General features: G+C 63.1%; 16 protein-coding genes. All 16 read left to right on the forward strand.

What is annotated here, in order from left to right:
• Positions 1-1,367, forward strand: a 1,367-nt coding sequence (locus tag WCB02_RS40620) for a UbiD family decarboxylase (RefSeq protein WP_423968308.1), incomplete at its 5' end; no start/stop codon positions are given.
• A gap of 139 nt (positions 1,368-1,506) precedes the next feature.
• Positions 1,507-2,712, forward strand: a complete 1,206-nt coding sequence (locus tag WCB02_RS40625) for an FAD-dependent oxidoreductase (RefSeq protein ID WP_423968310.1) — start codon at positions 1,507-1,509, stop codon at positions 2,710-2,712.
• A 26-nt stretch (positions 2,713-2,738) separates the two neighbouring features.
• Positions 2,739-3,119, forward strand: coding sequence for a cupin (locus tag WCB02_RS40630; protein WP_423968312.1), 381 nt, complete (start codon positions 2,739-2,741; stop codon positions 3,117-3,119).
• 70 nt (positions 3,120-3,189) lie between these two features.
• Positions 3,190-3,909, forward strand: a complete 720-nt coding sequence (locus tag WCB02_RS40635) for a GntR family transcriptional regulator (protein ID WP_423968314.1) — start codon at positions 3,190-3,192, stop codon at positions 3,907-3,909.
• Positions 3,910-3,917: 8 nt separating this feature from the next.
• Positions 3,918-4,136 (forward strand): hypothetical protein, encoded by a 219-nt coding sequence (locus WCB02_RS40640; protein WP_423968316.1) that lies wholly within the window; start codon positions 3,918-3,920, stop codon positions 4,134-4,136.
• Between the two features lie 157 nt (positions 4,137-4,293).
• On the forward strand, positions 4,294-5,391 hold the full coding sequence (locus WCB02_RS40645) for an ABC transporter substrate-binding protein (protein ID WP_423968318.1): 1,098 nt from the start codon (positions 4,294-4,296) through the stop codon (positions 5,389-5,391).
• 48 nt (positions 5,392-5,439) lie between these two features.
• Complete coding sequence (locus tag WCB02_RS40650) at positions 5,440-6,318, forward strand: branched-chain amino acid ABC transporter permease (RefSeq protein ID WP_423968321.1); 879 nt, start codon at positions 5,440-5,442, stop codon at positions 6,316-6,318.
• The gene (locus WCB02_RS40655; RefSeq protein ID WP_423968324.1) at positions 6,319-7,344 is read left to right on the forward strand and encodes a branched-chain amino acid ABC transporter permease; all 1,026 of its coding nucleotides are present in this window, start codon (positions 6,319-6,321) and stop codon (positions 7,342-7,344) included.
• Between the two features lies 1 nt (position 7,345).
• Entirely contained in the window at positions 7,346-8,119 is a 774-nt protein-coding gene (locus tag WCB02_RS40660) for an ABC transporter ATP-binding protein (protein ID WP_423968326.1), read from the forward strand.
• On the forward strand, positions 8,109-8,864 hold the full coding sequence (locus tag WCB02_RS40665; RefSeq protein WP_423968328.1) for an ABC transporter ATP-binding protein: 756 nt from the start codon (positions 8,109-8,111) through the stop codon (positions 8,862-8,864). The genes WCB02_RS40660 and WCB02_RS40665 overlap by 11 nt, the downstream gene beginning before the upstream one ends.
• 185 nt (positions 8,865-9,049) lie before the next feature.
• Complete coding sequence (locus WCB02_RS40670; RefSeq protein ID WP_423968330.1) at positions 9,050-10,264, forward strand: ABC transporter substrate-binding protein; 1,215 nt, start codon at positions 9,050-9,052, stop codon at positions 10,262-10,264.
• A gap of 74 nt (positions 10,265-10,338) precedes the next feature.
• Positions 10,339-11,208: a branched-chain amino acid ABC transporter permease gene (locus tag WCB02_RS40675; protein WP_423968332.1), complete on the forward strand. Its 870-nt coding sequence runs from the start codon at positions 10,339-10,341 to the stop codon at positions 11,206-11,208.
• A 2-nt stretch (positions 11,209-11,210) separates the two neighbouring features.
• The gene (locus WCB02_RS40680) at positions 11,211-12,158 is read left to right on the forward strand and encodes a branched-chain amino acid ABC transporter permease (protein ID WP_423968334.1); all 948 of its coding nucleotides are present in this window, start codon (positions 11,211-11,213) and stop codon (positions 12,156-12,158) included.
• A complete protein-coding gene (locus tag WCB02_RS40685) occupies positions 12,155-12,916 on the forward strand; it encodes an ABC transporter ATP-binding protein (RefSeq protein WP_423968337.1) in 762 nt (253 codons plus the stop codon). Before WCB02_RS40680 ends, WCB02_RS40685 begins: the two co-directional genes overlap by 4 nt.
• Positions 12,917-12,918: 2 nt before the next feature.
• Positions 12,919-13,629, forward strand: coding sequence for an ABC transporter ATP-binding protein (locus WCB02_RS40690; protein WP_423968339.1), 711 nt, complete (start codon positions 12,919-12,921; stop codon positions 13,627-13,629).
• A gap of 147 nt (positions 13,630-13,776) precedes the next feature.
• Positions 13,777-14,142, forward strand: a 366-nt coding sequence (locus tag WCB02_RS40695) for a 4-hydroxyphenylacetate 3-hydroxylase N-terminal domain-containing protein (RefSeq protein WP_423968341.1), incomplete at its 3' end; no start/stop codon positions are given.

Here is a 14,142-nt window from a genome sequence, read left to right on the forward strand (position 1 = left end):
ATCATGGGCCGGCGGCCGCTGCGGGGCAGGCCCCGACCAACGCGCCGGCCGATCCGCATCTCGAAGTCGCGGCGATCCTGAAAAAGCTGGATGGCCGTCAGGCGCTGCTGTTCCCGTCGGTGGTCGGATATGAAACACCCGTGATCGGCAATCTGCTCAGTTCGCGGGAAAATTGCGAGGCCGCCTTCGGCCTCGATTTCAACGGCATTCGCGGCCTGGTGCAGCGTGCCCTCGGCGGTCCGCTGCCGCCCGTCGTCGTCACGGATGCGCCGGTTCACGAGGTGGTGCTGAATTCGGGCTTCGATATCGGCAGGATCCTGCCGGCATTGTTCCATGCGCCGGGAGATGCCGGCCGGTATATCACCGCCGGGATCGTCGTCGTGAAAGATCCCGTCACCGGGATTTACAACGCGTCGTATCACCGACTGCAGCTGCTCGGACCGGACCGCGTCGCCATCAAGCTCGATTTCGGCCGCCATCTGCGGCTCGCCTTCGAGCGCGCGAAGGAGATGGGCGAAGCGTTGTCTGTCGCGGTCTGCATCGGCACCGATCTGGCGCTGCATTTCACGGCTGCGACGATGGGATCGCAGATGCCGGAAAACGCCGACGAACTGGCTGTCGCGGGTGGTCTTGCCGGGCAGCCGCTTACGGTCGTCAAGGCGGTCTCGCAGGACCTTCTGGTGCCGGCCGAGAGCGAATTCGTTCTCGAAGGAAAGATCCTGATCGATCAGGTTGCGCCGGAAGGTCCGTTCGGCGAGTTCGTCGGCTTCGCTGCGCCCGCGGCAGATGCGCCGGTGCTGCAATTTTCGGCCGTCACGCACCGCAGGCGTCCGATCTATCATGTGATCAACGGCTTCGGACGCGAAACCATCATTCTGCGGAAATATGTCCTCGAGGCCAGCCTGTTGAAGGTTCTGCAGTCGGCGGTGCCGATCGTCACCGATGTCGAGATGACCTCCGGCGGCCTGCACCGGTTTCATGCCGTGATCCAGGTCAGGAAGCAGACCCGCCAGCACAACGGTTTGCAGCGCAACGCAATGCTGGCTGCCTTTGGTGCGCTCAAGGATCTCGACCTCATCACGGTGGTCGATCATGACATCGATATCCGTGACCCGATCGACGTCGAATATGCGGTCGCAACCCGAATGGAGGCGTCCTCCGATCTCGTTCTGATTCTGGGGGCGAGGGGCCACGAATATGTCCGCGTCAGCAAGGATGGAATCCGCACCAAGCTCGGCATCGACGCCACCGTGCCGTTCGAGGACCAGGCCAGATTTCGCCGCGTCGAATTTGCCGAGACCGACGTCGAAGTCGCAACCTTCGCGTCAGGGCAGGCGGCCGCGCTGCGTGCGCTGGATCTGAGCTGAATAAAATCTTGGGCGATATTTCGCGCCGGACGAGCCGGCGAAACCAGGCGGCCCGCATTGACACTGAAAAGATAGTAAAATATCACTGCTCAAGTAGAGCTGCCTGCTGCGGCAGGCCTGGATCGGAAGAGGGGTGGCCTTGCCGGAGACCGAGAAACGCGTCCTGATCGCCGGCGCCGGTCCGGTCGGACTGGTGGCGGCGGCGAGTCTCGCTCGGCAAGGCATCCCGGTCACGGTGTTCGAGGCGTCCCCCGAGCTCAGCAGGGAATCGCGCGCGTCGACGTTCCATCCGCCCACCCTCGACATGCTCGCCGGGATCGGCGTGGCCGATGGCCTCATCGCGCAAGGCCTGATCGCCCCAACGGTGCAGTATCGGTCGCGCGATGACGGTCCGATCGCGCAGTTCGATTTCGGCGACATTGCCGATCTGACCGGACATCCCTACCGGCTGCAAAGCGAGCAGTTCAAGCTGACCAAGATCATTGTCGAGGCGTTCGGAGCGGACGACAATTTTCGCATCGAGTTCGGCCGCAAGCTCGAAGGCGTTGCTCAGGACGACGAGGGCATCGAGGTCGATCTTCGCGGAGTGGACGGTTCGCTCGAGCGCCGCCGCGGGCTGTGGCTGATCGGCGCCGACGGGGCCAAGAGCGCGGTTCGCAAGGCGCTCGACATTCCGTTCTCCGGCTTCACCTGGCCGGAGCGTTTCCTCGTCGTCTCGACATCATTCGACTTTTTGCAGATATTTCCGGATCTCACCTCGGTGAGCTATGTCGCCGATCCCAAACAATGGCATTTTCTGCTGCAGATTCCCGGCATGTGGCGCGTGATGTTTCCGATCGCACCCGAAGTGTCCGATGACCAGGCGTCCAGCTCGGAATTCGCGGCTGCAACGCTCGGTGGTCTGATCCCCGCGGCGGCGGACGCCGACATCCTTCACGTCACGCTCTATCGGGTGCATCAGCGCGTTGCCGACTCCTTCCGCAAGGGTCGAGCATTTCTTGCCGGCGATGCCGCGCATATCAATAATCCGCTCGGCGGCATGGGGATGAATGGCGGGATTCACGACGTCGTCAATCTGTGCGGCCGTCTGGCGCGAGTCTGGCACAAGCAAGCGCCGCAGCCTGAACTCGATCGCTATGATCTGCAGCGGCGGCTGGTCACCTTGGAGCACGTGCAGAGACAGACCATCGAGAACAAGCGGAATCTCGAGGCAAGCGATGCCAGGGATCAGCAGGAGTTTCGTGTCCGGATGGCGCGGACCGCCGCCGAGCCCGCACTGGCGCGGGACTATCTGCAGAAGATTTCGATGCTGGCCAGCCTGAAGCGGGCGGCCGAGCTTGGTTGATGTGATGTGCAACAGGGAGTAGCGATGTGGCGATAAACAAGAAGCACGACGAATTCCATGCACTGGATATGGCGGCGGGCTGGGAAGTTCCCGCGGGCTATCCGTCGGGCATCAAGCAGAAGATCCTGTCCGGCGCGCTCGATGAGGCGAACAAGAAGGGCAGCCGCACGCGGCTCCTGAAGTTCGATCCGGGCGTGTTCACTGTGGATCCCTTCGTCCATGAATACTGGGAAGAGGTCTTCCTGGTGTCGGGCGATCTCACTGTCGGTAACGACAAGCAGGGCAATGGCGGGACTGCGTTTTCGCCGTTCACCTACGCCTGCCGGCCGCCTGGCGCGTTTCACGGACCGTTCAAGTCCCAGGCGGGGTGCCTGCTGCTCGAGATCCACTATTTCGATCCGGCGTGAGCCGGCAGGCTGGCGCAGCAAAGAGGTCAAAATGGTTCGTCGCCAAAGCCGGGAGGAGCCAGTCGGGCGGATGAGGCCCGCGGCTGCCAAGCCGCAGCGCAGCGGTCCCGCTCATATCCTGAACGCGAGGGCTGTCGCGGATGGCGCGCGGCGTCTGTCCTTGCGCGATCAGGCCTATGAGGCCATCAAGCACGATATCATCACCTGTGCGCTGCGGCCCGGCGAGTACATCAATGAAAGCCTGCTGAGCGAGCGGTTGCGGTTTGGCCGGACGCCCGTGCACCAGGCGATCGACCAGCTCAAGCTGCAGGGCCTCGTGGACATCATTCCACGCAAGGGCATCATCGTTCGGCCGGTCAATCTCGCGGAGATCATGCAGGTGGCGGAAGTCCGCATGATCAATGAAATGGAATGCGCGCGGCTGGCGGCTGTTCGGGCGACGAAGTCGGATATCGCCGCGATGCGTGACATTCTGGCCAACGCCGACGAGGCCAGGAGCACGCGCGACATCGAAGCCCTGATGATGCTCGACCGTGACTTTCACGGCATGCTGGCCCAGGCGGCCAAGAACCCGGTCCTGTCCGAATTGCTCAGGACGCTGCACGAGCGATCGCTGCGCGTCTGGTTCATTTCGCTCAACGACGCGGAGCACCTGAAGAAGGTGCAGCGCGAGCACGAGGCGATCGTCGACGCCTTGGTTGCGGGCGATGCGGATCGCGCGGCGGCGGCGATGCGCGAGCACATCCTGTCCTACCGGAGCAATATCGCGCGGCACGTCGATCCGGCATGAGGCAGGCGATGGCTATCGAGAAAGGCGATCATCATCGTGCGCCGATCGCCGCCGGTGTAGCCGGCGGCAAGGACTGGAGCAAATGCCGCCGATCCGCGCGTCTTGCAGTCGAATTGAGCAGCAATGGCCTGCAAAATCAGCAGCATTTTCCCATCGCCGCTTGTGAGCGCCGAGTTTTCGAAGTTCTGTTGGTGCGGGTGTTTCGACGTGATCGCCCGACGATTTGATCGTTTGATCGCAACAGAACGCGCGTCTTTGATTGATCCTGGAGGAGCCTGAGTGAGTATGAGTCGATCGCGGACAATGACGGCCGGTGGCATCGGGCTGATTGTACTCTGCCACCTCGTTCTTGGGGCAGGCGTTCACGCAGCGGAGTCCTTCAAGGTGGGCCTGATTGGGGCCTTTTCCGGTCCGTTCGCCTCACTGGGCGAAGGTTTTGACCGGGGCGCCCGGCTCTACGAGAAGATCCACGCCAACGACCTGCCTGCGGGCGTTACGGTCGAGGTGATCCGGCGGGATGATGCCGGCAGCCCCGACAACACGCGGCGCATTGCCCAGGAGCTGATCGTCAGGGAGCATATCAAGCTGATTGCAGGTGTTGCGCTGTCGCCGCAGGGCTTTGCCCTGGCGAAGCTCGCGACCGAAGCCAAAATCCCGGTCGTGCTGATGAACGCGACGACGTCGAGCCTGACAAGGTCATCGCCCTACTTCGTGCGGTTCTCCTACACGCAATGGCATACCGCCTATTCGATCGGCGTCTGGGCCGGCAAGAGCGGCATCAAGACCGCTGACAGCCTCGTCGCCGATTACGCCGCCGGCGTGGACTCGGAAGCGGCGTTCAGGAAGGGGTTTGAAGAGAACGGCGGCAAGCTCGTCAATGCCGTCCGCGCGCCAATGATAACGACGGACTACCTGCCCTTCATGGAGCGGATCAAGGCAGACAAGCCGGATGCTGTTTTCACCTTTGTGAACGGCGGCCGCATGGCGTCGGTCTCGAAGTCGTTCATCGACACGGGGCTGAAGGCGGCCGGCGCCAGGCTGATCGGGCCCGGCGACGTCGCGCTCGATGACGAGGTACGAAATCTGCCGCCGGATATCGCCGGCGTGATCACCGCCGCGAGCTACACGGTCGGCAACCAGAATCCCGGCAATGTGGCGTTCGTCAAAGCCTGGAAGGCGGAATATGGCGAGGACTCGACGCCGAACGTGACCGCTGTATCGGGTTGGGATGCGATGTCGGCGATTTACGGCACCGCCAAGGAACTGGGTGATGGCGCCGATTCAGAGGCCATTCTCAAGTCGCTGTCGAACTGGAAGGGAACCGACAGTCCGCGCGGCGACGTATCGATCGATCCGGCGACACGGGATATCGTCCTGCCGATCCAGATCAACAAGGTCGAGATCGTCGACGGCAAGCCGACCAACGTCACGATGGAATCGTTGCCGCCGCTGAAGGATCCCTGGAAGACGTTCAATCCATAGGTCAGGTCGCAAGTCGCGTCGAGGCCCGGTTGCAGAGAGGATGGTGTTGTGAACTGGAGCGAGCTTCTGGTCAGCATTCTCTTCACGGGAACCGCCTATGCGATGGTGCTCTACGTCATATCGGTCGGCCTCTCCGTGACGATGGGTCTGCTCGGCATCGCCAATCTCGCCCACGGCGCATTCGCGATGGCCGGGGGATATCTGCTGATCGAATTGCTCGGCCACTTGTCGCTGCCGTTTGCGGTCGCGCTGGTCGTGACAGGTGTGCTTGTCGCCGCGGTCAGCGTCGTGCTCGAGCGGCTGTTGTATGTGCATGTCTACAAGGCGGGAGAGTTTGACCAGGTCCTGCTGAGCATGGGCATCATCTTCGTCGCGTCGGCCGCTGCGCAATATATCTATGGTCCGATGCCGATGACCGTCACCGTTCCCGCCTCGCTTGGCGGCGGTGTCGAACTCGCCGGACGGTCATTCTCGCTGTACCGGTTGTTCCTGATCGGCGTCGGCGTAGCGACCTTCGTGGCGTTGTTGGTCGCGATTGAACGGACCAGCATCGGCGTGCGGATCAGGGCAACCGTCGACAACCGGGCGATGGCCGAGTCGATCGGGATCAACACGGGCGCGCTGTTTTCGATCGTGTTTGCACTCGGCAGCGGACTGGCCGCGATCGGCGGCGGTCTTGGTGCCGACATGATCTCGGTCGCGCCGGGCTATCCGTTGGAGCATCTCGCATATTTCCTGATCGTCGTCTCGGTCGGCGGCCTGGGCACGGTCAGCGGGCCGTTCGCGGCGGCCCTGCTGCTCGGCATAGGCGACAGCGCCTGCAAGATCCTGGCGCCGCAATTTGGCGCGTTCTTCATCTACGTGGCGGTGTTTGCGGTGCTGCTGGTCCGCCCGCAAGGTCTGTTCGGCCGGCTGCAGGTACAATAGATGGTGCCGGCAAAGGATGTTGCGGTCGCCCAGTTGATGTCGTCTCACAGGCTGCGGCCCTTTGAGCTTGCGCCCTGGATCTGTGCTGCCGCGGTCTGGTTCCTGTTGCCGACCTATCTGCCATTTGCGACGCAGATCGTCGTCATGATCCTGTTCACGCTCTCCTACGATATCGTGGTGGGATACGCCGGCATCGTCATTCTCGGACATACGGCGTTTTTTGGGGTGGGGGCCTATGCGGCAGGCTTGCTGACGGTCGCCGGCTGGCAGGAGCCGATCTCGGGGTTGGCGATCGCGGTCGTCGCCGCCGCGGCGGTCGGCATCACGGCCGGCAGCATCATCCTGCGCACCAGCCGGTTGACGTTGCTGATGCTGGGTGTTGCGCTCACGCTTCTGTTCGGCGAGCTCGCCAATCGGTTCGCCAACATCACCGGCGGCCACGACGGGCTGCAAGGCATCGCGACGGCGCCGATCTTCGGGCGTTTCGATTTCGATCTGTTCGGCCATGTGACCTTCATCTACAGCATCGTGGTTCTGTTTGTGGCATGGGCTGCCGTTCGCGCGCTGCTCTATGCGCCGTTCGGACGCTCCCTTGTCGGCATCCGGCTCAATCCGGCACGGATGCAGGCGATCGGCGTCCCGGTCCGGCGGCGGAAGCTGATTGCCTTTACGATCAGCGCCGGGCTTGCGGGATTGGCCGGCGGATTGTTCGCACAGACGACGCAGTTCGTGTCGCTCGATGTGTTCGGCCTCGAGATGGCCGGCACCGTTCTGATCATCCTCGTGATCGGCGGCCGAGGGCGGCTCTATGGCGCCTTCGTCGGCGCTCCCGCCTACATGATCGTGCAGGATGCCTTGGCCAAGGATGATCCGGTATTCTGGCTGTTTTGGCTCGGCATCATTCTGATCCTGGTCGTGTTGTTTGCGCCCGGCGGGTTGCTGGGTCTGGCCAGCAGGATCGCGCTGCTGGTGAAGTCGAAATGGCGCGTCGCCGACACGCGGCAGCCGCAGGGCGAGCGGAGGTGACATGCGCGTAAGAGGCCTGCCGTTCGCGTTGCGGACCAGCGCGCTGACAAAATCGTTCAACGGCCTGAAGACGGTCTCGGGGGTCGATTTCTATCTCGAGGTGGGCGCCCGCCAGGCCCTGATCGGTCCGAACGGCGCCGGCAAGACCACCTTCATCAATCTCCTGACCGGCAGCCTTGCGCCGACCAGCGGCACCGTCTGGGTCAACGAGGAGGACGTGACCCCGCTCGCGGCGCATCAGCGCGTCAAACGGGGGCTGGCCAGGACATTCCAGATCAATTCGCTGCTTCGCGAGTTGAGCGTGCTGGAGCACGTGCAGCTGGCCGTTGCCGAGCAAGCCGGCGTCGGCGGCAGACTGTTCGGCGCCCGGCAGGCGCAACGGCGGACCGCCGAAACCGCTTACGATATCCTGGAGCAGCTCAAGCTCGGACAGAGCGCGATGCTGCCGATCACCGAGCTGTCATACGGCCGGCAGCGGCTGGTCGAGATCGCGATCGCGCTGGCACTGAAGCCGGCCGTGCTGTTGCTGGACGAACCGGCGGCGGGCGTCCCGCCCGCGGATTCGCACCTGGTGTTCGAGCTCATCGAAGCGCTGCCGTCGAATGTGTCGGTACTGTTCATCGAACACGACATGAAGCTGGTCGCGCGATTTGCCGAACGCATCAGCGTTCTCGTAGCGGGTGAGATCGTGCTCGAAGGAACGCCGCTGGAGATCGCATCCAGCCGCCTGGTCAGGGACATCTATCTGGGGCACCGTCACGTCGATGCCAACTGAGAATCCGACAAACGATATCGTCCTGCTGTCCTGCGACAAGCTCAATGCAGGCTGGGGCGCGACCCACGTCATCTCGAATATCAGTTTCGATCTTCCGGCGGGCGGGACACTGGCGATCCTTGGCCGCAACGGCGTCGGAAAGACAACGCTGATCTCGGCGATCGCCGGCCGGGCCGATGTGAGAGGCGGGGCCATCAGGCTCCTCGGCCAGTCGATCGTAACGCTGCCGCCTCACGTCCGGGCTGGCCTGGGAATCGGCCTGGTGCCGCAGGAGCGGGAGATCTTCCCGTCATTAACGGTCGAAGAGAATCTCACGGTTGCCTATCGGCCGGCCAGTGCCGGGCAGAGCGGTTGGAACCTGGAGCGGATCTACGATCTGTTTCCGCGCCTCAAGGAGCGCCGCCGCCTCGGCGGCACCAAGCTGTCCGGCGGCGAGCAGCAGATGCTCAGCATTGGACGCGCCCTGATGGGCAATCCCAGGCTCCTGCTGATGGATGAGCCGATGGAAGGGCTTGCCCCGATCATCGTCGAGGCCATCCTGGATGCCTTGAAGCGCATCCGCAGGGAATCCGGGGTTGCCATTGTGCTGGTCGAGCAGCACGTCGAACTTGCGATGGAGTTCACCAACCGGCTGATCGTGCTCGATCGCGGGGCGATGATCTTCAACGCTGCTGACGGCCGGCAGGTCGTGGAGCGGTCGTTCCTCGAAAAACTGGTGGGCGTGGAAGGCATGGCGACCAAATGAATCCGACACGGCTTTTCGGCCCACAGGGATGATGTTTTGGGCTGTCTGCTCAAACTTGTATCAGCACAATTCGCCGGCGTGAGCGCGCCTTGACAGGGCGAACGTCGGCATGGCTAAAATTACAGTGATGTTTCACGGATCGGCCGCCGCATCGCGTTGCCGAGGACTTGGAAGGAGGACTTGGAATGGAAGGGAGGACTTGGGAGATGAATCTCCGGCTATTCCCTGGACATGTCCTGGCCGGTCTGCTCGCGCTTTGTGTCGCGCTGCCGGCCCATGCCGACAGCACTGGCGTGACCGCGACATCGATCAAGATCGGCTTCATCGGAAGTCTGACGGGTCCAGCGGCGATCTGGGGCTCGGGTAATCTTGCCGGCGCGGCGCTCGCGTTCGAGCAGCAGAACGAGGCCGGTGGCGTCAATGGACGCAAGTTCGAATGGGTGTCGATCGACGACGAATCGTCGGCGCCGAAGGGTATCGCCGGCTTCAACAGGCTGGTGCAGACCGAGCAGGTTTTCGCCGTGATCGGCCCGAGCGCGAGCGCAGTCGGCGTTCCCATGAAGAGCGTGCTGGCGAGTTCCAACGTGCCCGTCATCATTCCGAGCTTCTCCTCGCCTGACATGACCGAGCCCGTCATCAGGAACGTGTTCCGGACCGGTACGCTGAACGACCGCATGCAGGGTCGGGCGATGGTGAACTATCTGGTTGGGGTCCTGAAGTTCGATCGCGTGGCGATCATGCGGCAGTCGGACCAATACGGCGCGACGGGAACGGCCGCCATTACCGCGAGGTTGAAGGAACTGGGCAAGGCGCCGGTCGCGGTCGAAACCTTCAACGCGTCCGACACCGATGTGACCTCGCAGGTCCTGCATCTACGCAGCGCGGACCCGCAGGCGATCGTGGTCTACGGCTATCCGGCCGCGAGCGCGATTGCGACCAGGCAGATCCGGGAGCTCGGCATCAAGGCGCAAATTCTCGGCTCCTCCGCCACGTCGAACCAGAACTATCCCGAGATGGTCGGAAAGGTCGGCATCGGCGCGAAATTCGTGGTGGCAGGAAATTCGCTTCCGGAATCCGACGACAAGCCGATGGCCGACTTTCGAGCGGCGTTTCAGAAGCGCTATCCGGACCTGACGCGGCAGGGCCGTCCGGCAACCAGCGACGTGCTCGGCTACGGGGCCGCGAAGAATGTAATCGAAGCGCTGCGGCGCGCCGGCAAGGATCTCACGCGCGAGAACTTCATGGCCGCGCTGGAAACGTTCGACGGTTTCGATTCCGGCGTGACCTTGCCGACCTATCTGTCATCGACCAATCACGAAGGCAATTCGCTGATGCGAATTGCGATCATCACCCCCGAGCTGACGCGCGAGATCCTGCCGGGTTCGTTCGATGCCAAATAGCATGTCCGACAGGGAATGCCTGGCGGCATTCCCTGGAGGCCGCCGCAGTCCAGCTGCCTGACGCGGGCCGCCTGATGGACATGCTCCAGATCGTGGCGAACGGAGTGCCGGCCGGCATGATGTACGGGCTGGTCGCGCTCGGCATCGTCCTGATTCACAACGGCACCAATGTCGTGCATTTCGGCTATGGTGAGCAGATCACGCTGTCGGCCTATATCGTGGTCATATCGCAGGTCATTTTCCACGTCCCGTTCTGGCTGGCCTGCCTGATCTCGCTCGGATTGTCGGCCCTGTTCGGACTGGCGATCTATCTGGGCATTCTCGGTCCGCTGCGCCGAACCCCGCTGATCGTGCAGGTGATCGCGACGCTGGCGATCGGTCTGGGCATCCGCGAAGGGTTGCGCGCGTTCATGGGCTCGGATCCGTGGCCATTTCCGGCGCTCGTCGCCAATCAGGTCTATGAGCTGCACGGCGTCTTCATCACGACCGCGAACATCGTTGTCGTGACAGTCTCCATCGTGATTGCGGCGCTTTTGTTCCTGTTCTTTCGTTTTTCGCGCTATGGCCACGCCATTCTTGCGGCGTGCGAGAGCCCGCGTGGGGCCTCGATCGTCGGAATCTCCGTGACACAGGTGTCGGCGGCGATCTGGGTGCTGGCGTCGGTTCTGGCCGCAGTCGCGGCATTGTTGATGGCGCCGGTGCTGACGCTGTCGCCGGACATGGGATTGATGGCGATCAAGGGATTTTGCGCGGCCATTCTCGGCGGCTTCGCGAGCCTTCCCGGCGCGATCGTCGGCGGCGTGTTGCTCGGGCTGATCGAGACCGCGGCGGGCTACTACATCTCGACGGCAACGAAGGACATGGTGGCGTATGGGGCGCTGATCGCGATGGTGATGTTCATGCCGCAGGGACTGCTCGGAAAACGCCGATTGAAGAAGGTGTGACGATGGACAAAGCCGTGAGGCTTGACTTGCTGATCGCCGCTGTCGCCGGGCTGGCTGTCGGCCCGGTGTTTCTCTCGACCCATGCCATTGTTCTGCTGACGCTGATCGCGACCACGTCCATCATCACGTCAGGCCTGAGCATCGTGACCGGTCTTGCCGGCCAGATCACGCTGGCTCAGGCGGCCTTCTGCGCCTTCGGGGCCTATGGTGCTTCGTTGCTGTCGTCGCATGCGGGTCTGCCAATGTGGCTGACAATACCGGTCGCAACCGTCATGACCGCTTTCGTCGGCTATGGCCTGGGTGTGATGTCGCTGCGCGTGGAAGGGCACTATCTCGCCCTGGTGACGCTGGCGTTTGCGGGGATCGTCAACCTCGCCATTCTGAACCTTGCCGATTTGACCGGCGGCGCGGTGGGGCACGCCGTCGAGCCCCTCGCGGTGTTCGGATACGCGCTGACGTCGGCAACGGCACTCTATTATCTATCGGTCATTTCGGCGCTGATCGTGTTGTGGGGTGTCTTCAACCTGATCCGGTCGCGCTGGGGCCGCGCCTTCAACGCGCTTCGCCAAAGCGAGGTTGCGGCGCTGAGTCTCGGTGTCGACGTTCGCCGTGCCAAGGCCGTCGCTTTCGGGCTGAGCGCGGGGCTGGCGGCGCTCGGCGGCGCGCTGCAATCGCTGCAGACCACCTATCTCGATCCGGTCCAATTCACGATCCTGACCGGGGTGTCCTATCTCTCGGTCATGGTGATTGGGGGACTTGGCCGATTGTCCGGCGCGGTGATCGGCGCCGTCATCTTCGTGTTGATGCCCGATCTGCTCGGCGCCTTCAAAACCTATATGGGGCTGATCTTTGCCGTGCTGCTGCTCGCCATCATCATGGTGGGGCCGTCGGGTCTTGCGGAACTCGTTTCGCGCCGTGGCCGGTTCAAGCCACCGGAGACCATCGCGTGAGCGGATTGTTGTCGCTGTGCGACGTCACGGTCCGCTTCGGCGGCCTGGTTGCCGTGAACAATGTCAGCATCGAGGTTCACGCGGGCATGATTCACAGCCTGATTGGGCCGAACGGTGCGGGAAAGACCACGATCATCAACACGGTGACCGGCGTCTACGCGCCTTCGCAAGGGGCGATCGGGTTCGACGGTCGTCCCTTGGCAGGCGTCACGCCTGACCAGATCTGCCGGCGCGGCTTGACCCGGACCTTCCAGAATACCGAGCTGTTCGCAGACATGACCGTCGCCGACAACATCCGGGTCGGGATGCACAGCACGGCCGAGTATGGACTCCTGTCGGCGATCCTGAGGTCGCGGTGTTGCCGGGCCACTGAGGCAAGGATGAGCGAAAGGGTCACCGAACTCCTGGCGCTCGTGAATCTGGCGGATCAGCGCGGGACGCAAGCGTGCGCGCTCCCGCTTGCCAAGATGCGCAGGCTGGAACTTGCCCGCGCGCTCGCCGCCAACCCCAGGATGTTGTTGCTCGACGAGCCCGCGGCAGGGCTTCGCGCATCCGAGATCGAGGAAATGAACGCGACGCTGCTGATGCTGCGCAACAAGCTCGGAATCGCGATCCTGCTGGTCGATCATGTGATGCCGGTGGTGATGGGCGTTTCCGACCTGATCACGGTCGTCAATTTCGGCCAGAAGATCGCGGAAGGTACGCCGAAGCAGGTGCGGTCGAATCCGGCTGTGATCGCCGCCTATCTGGGGCACTAGCGATGCTGGAGGTCGCGCATCTCGATGCCGGTCACGGTCTGGTGCGGGTCCTCGACGACGTCACGCTTTCGGTGCCGAAAGGGGCGATCGTGACCCTGCTGGGCGCGAACGGCGCCGGCAAGACCACAGCGCTCAATACGATTGCGGGACTGAGGCGGCCATGGTCGGGATGCGTGAGCTTCCTCGGCCGCAAATGCGAGGCGCTGCCGGCGCACCGGATCGTGCGGCTGGGGCTGTCGCTGGTTTCTGAACGGCGCGACCTGTTCCTCAACATGACGATCCTGGAGAATCTGATGCTGGGCGCCTACACGCGCCGCGACCGCAACGAGATCCGGAACAGCCTCGAACTCGTGTTCGACGTTTTTCCACGTCTGGCTGAGCGGAAGGCGCAGGTGGTACGCACGCTGTCCGGCGGCGAACAGCAGATGCTCGCGATCGGGCGCGGCTTGATGGCGAAGCCCGTCTTGTTGCTGCTCGACGAGCCTTCGCTCGGCATCGCACCGCTGGTCGTTGTCGAGATCTTCGACCAGATCCGCAAGATCAACCGGCTCGGCGTGTCGGTGCTCGTGGTCGAGCAGAACGCCGAGATCGCGCTGGAGGTCGCCAGCTACGGCTATGTGATGGAGAACGGCCGGATCACGATCGAGGGCACGGCGGATGCTCTGCGCAGCAATCCGAAGATCCAGGAAGCCTATCTCGGACTGCTCAAGTAGGCGGCCGGAGCCGGGCCTGCAGCCGTCAGGTCCCGCGCACACCTCGGCGCGTCTTTGGACTTGACCGCATTAATAGCTTTATTGCAAAGGTAATTCGTGCAGTATAATTCGCCGAAGACGGTGGTTTGCAGAAAGGCGGACGGCATGATGAAAACTGGCGAACAGCATATCTCGGGGCTGCGGGATGGGCGGACGATCTTCATCGGCGGCGAGCGCGTCGATGACGTGACCCGGCACCATGCCTTTGCGCGATCCATCGCATCGATGGGACGGTTGTACGATTTCGCGGCAGCGCCCGAAAACCAATCGCTGATGACTTATACCGCACCCGATGGCGCGCAAGCCAATCGGATCTGGGAGCTGCCGCTGAGCTATGGCGATCTGGTCCAGCGCAGGCGCGCGCTGGAGGCCTGGGGCGGCCTGCATGCCGGCTTCATGGGGCGTGCGCCGGATCATGTCGCGTCCTGCATCGCCGGCCTCTATATGGGCCTGGATGTCTTTGAGGCCTATGAC

This window comes from Bradyrhizobium sp., assembly GCF_049581145.1.
In the GTDB taxonomy this organism is placed as follows: domain Bacteria; phylum Pseudomonadota; class Alphaproteobacteria; order Rhizobiales; family Xanthobacteraceae; genus Bradyrhizobium.

Excerpts from the sequence above, each read along its gene's own strand:
- WCB02_RS40635 (WP_423968314.1), top strand. The coding sequence starts at position 3,190 with ATGAGGCCCGCGGCTGCCAAGCCGCAGCGCAGCGGTCCCGCTCATATC.
- WCB02_RS40640 (WP_423968316.1), top strand. The coding sequence starts at position 3,918 with ATGGCTATCGAGAAAGGCGATCATCATCGTGCGCCGATCGCCGCCGGT.
- WCB02_RS40655 (WP_423968324.1), top strand. The coding sequence starts at position 6,319 with ATGGTGCCGGCAAAGGATGTTGCGGTCGCCCAGTTGATGTCGTCTCAC.
- WCB02_RS40660 (WP_423968326.1), top strand. The coding sequence starts at position 7,346 with ATGCGCGTAAGAGGCCTGCCGTTCGCGTTGCGGACCAGCGCGCTGACA.
- WCB02_RS40665 (WP_423968328.1), top strand. The coding sequence starts at position 8,109 with ATGCCAACTGAGAATCCGACAAACGATATCGTCCTGCTGTCCTGCGAC.
- WCB02_RS40670 (WP_423968330.1), top strand. The coding sequence starts at position 9,050 with ATGGAAGGGAGGACTTGGGAGATGAATCTCCGGCTATTCCCTGGACAT.
- WCB02_RS40675 (WP_423968332.1), top strand. The coding sequence starts at position 10,339 with ATGGACATGCTCCAGATCGTGGCGAACGGAGTGCCGGCCGGCATGATG.
- WCB02_RS40680 (WP_423968334.1), top strand. The coding sequence starts at position 11,211 with ATGGACAAAGCCGTGAGGCTTGACTTGCTGATCGCCGCTGTCGCCGGG.
- WCB02_RS40690 (WP_423968339.1), top strand. The coding sequence starts at position 12,919 with ATGCTGGAGGTCGCGCATCTCGATGCCGGTCACGGTCTGGTGCGGGTC.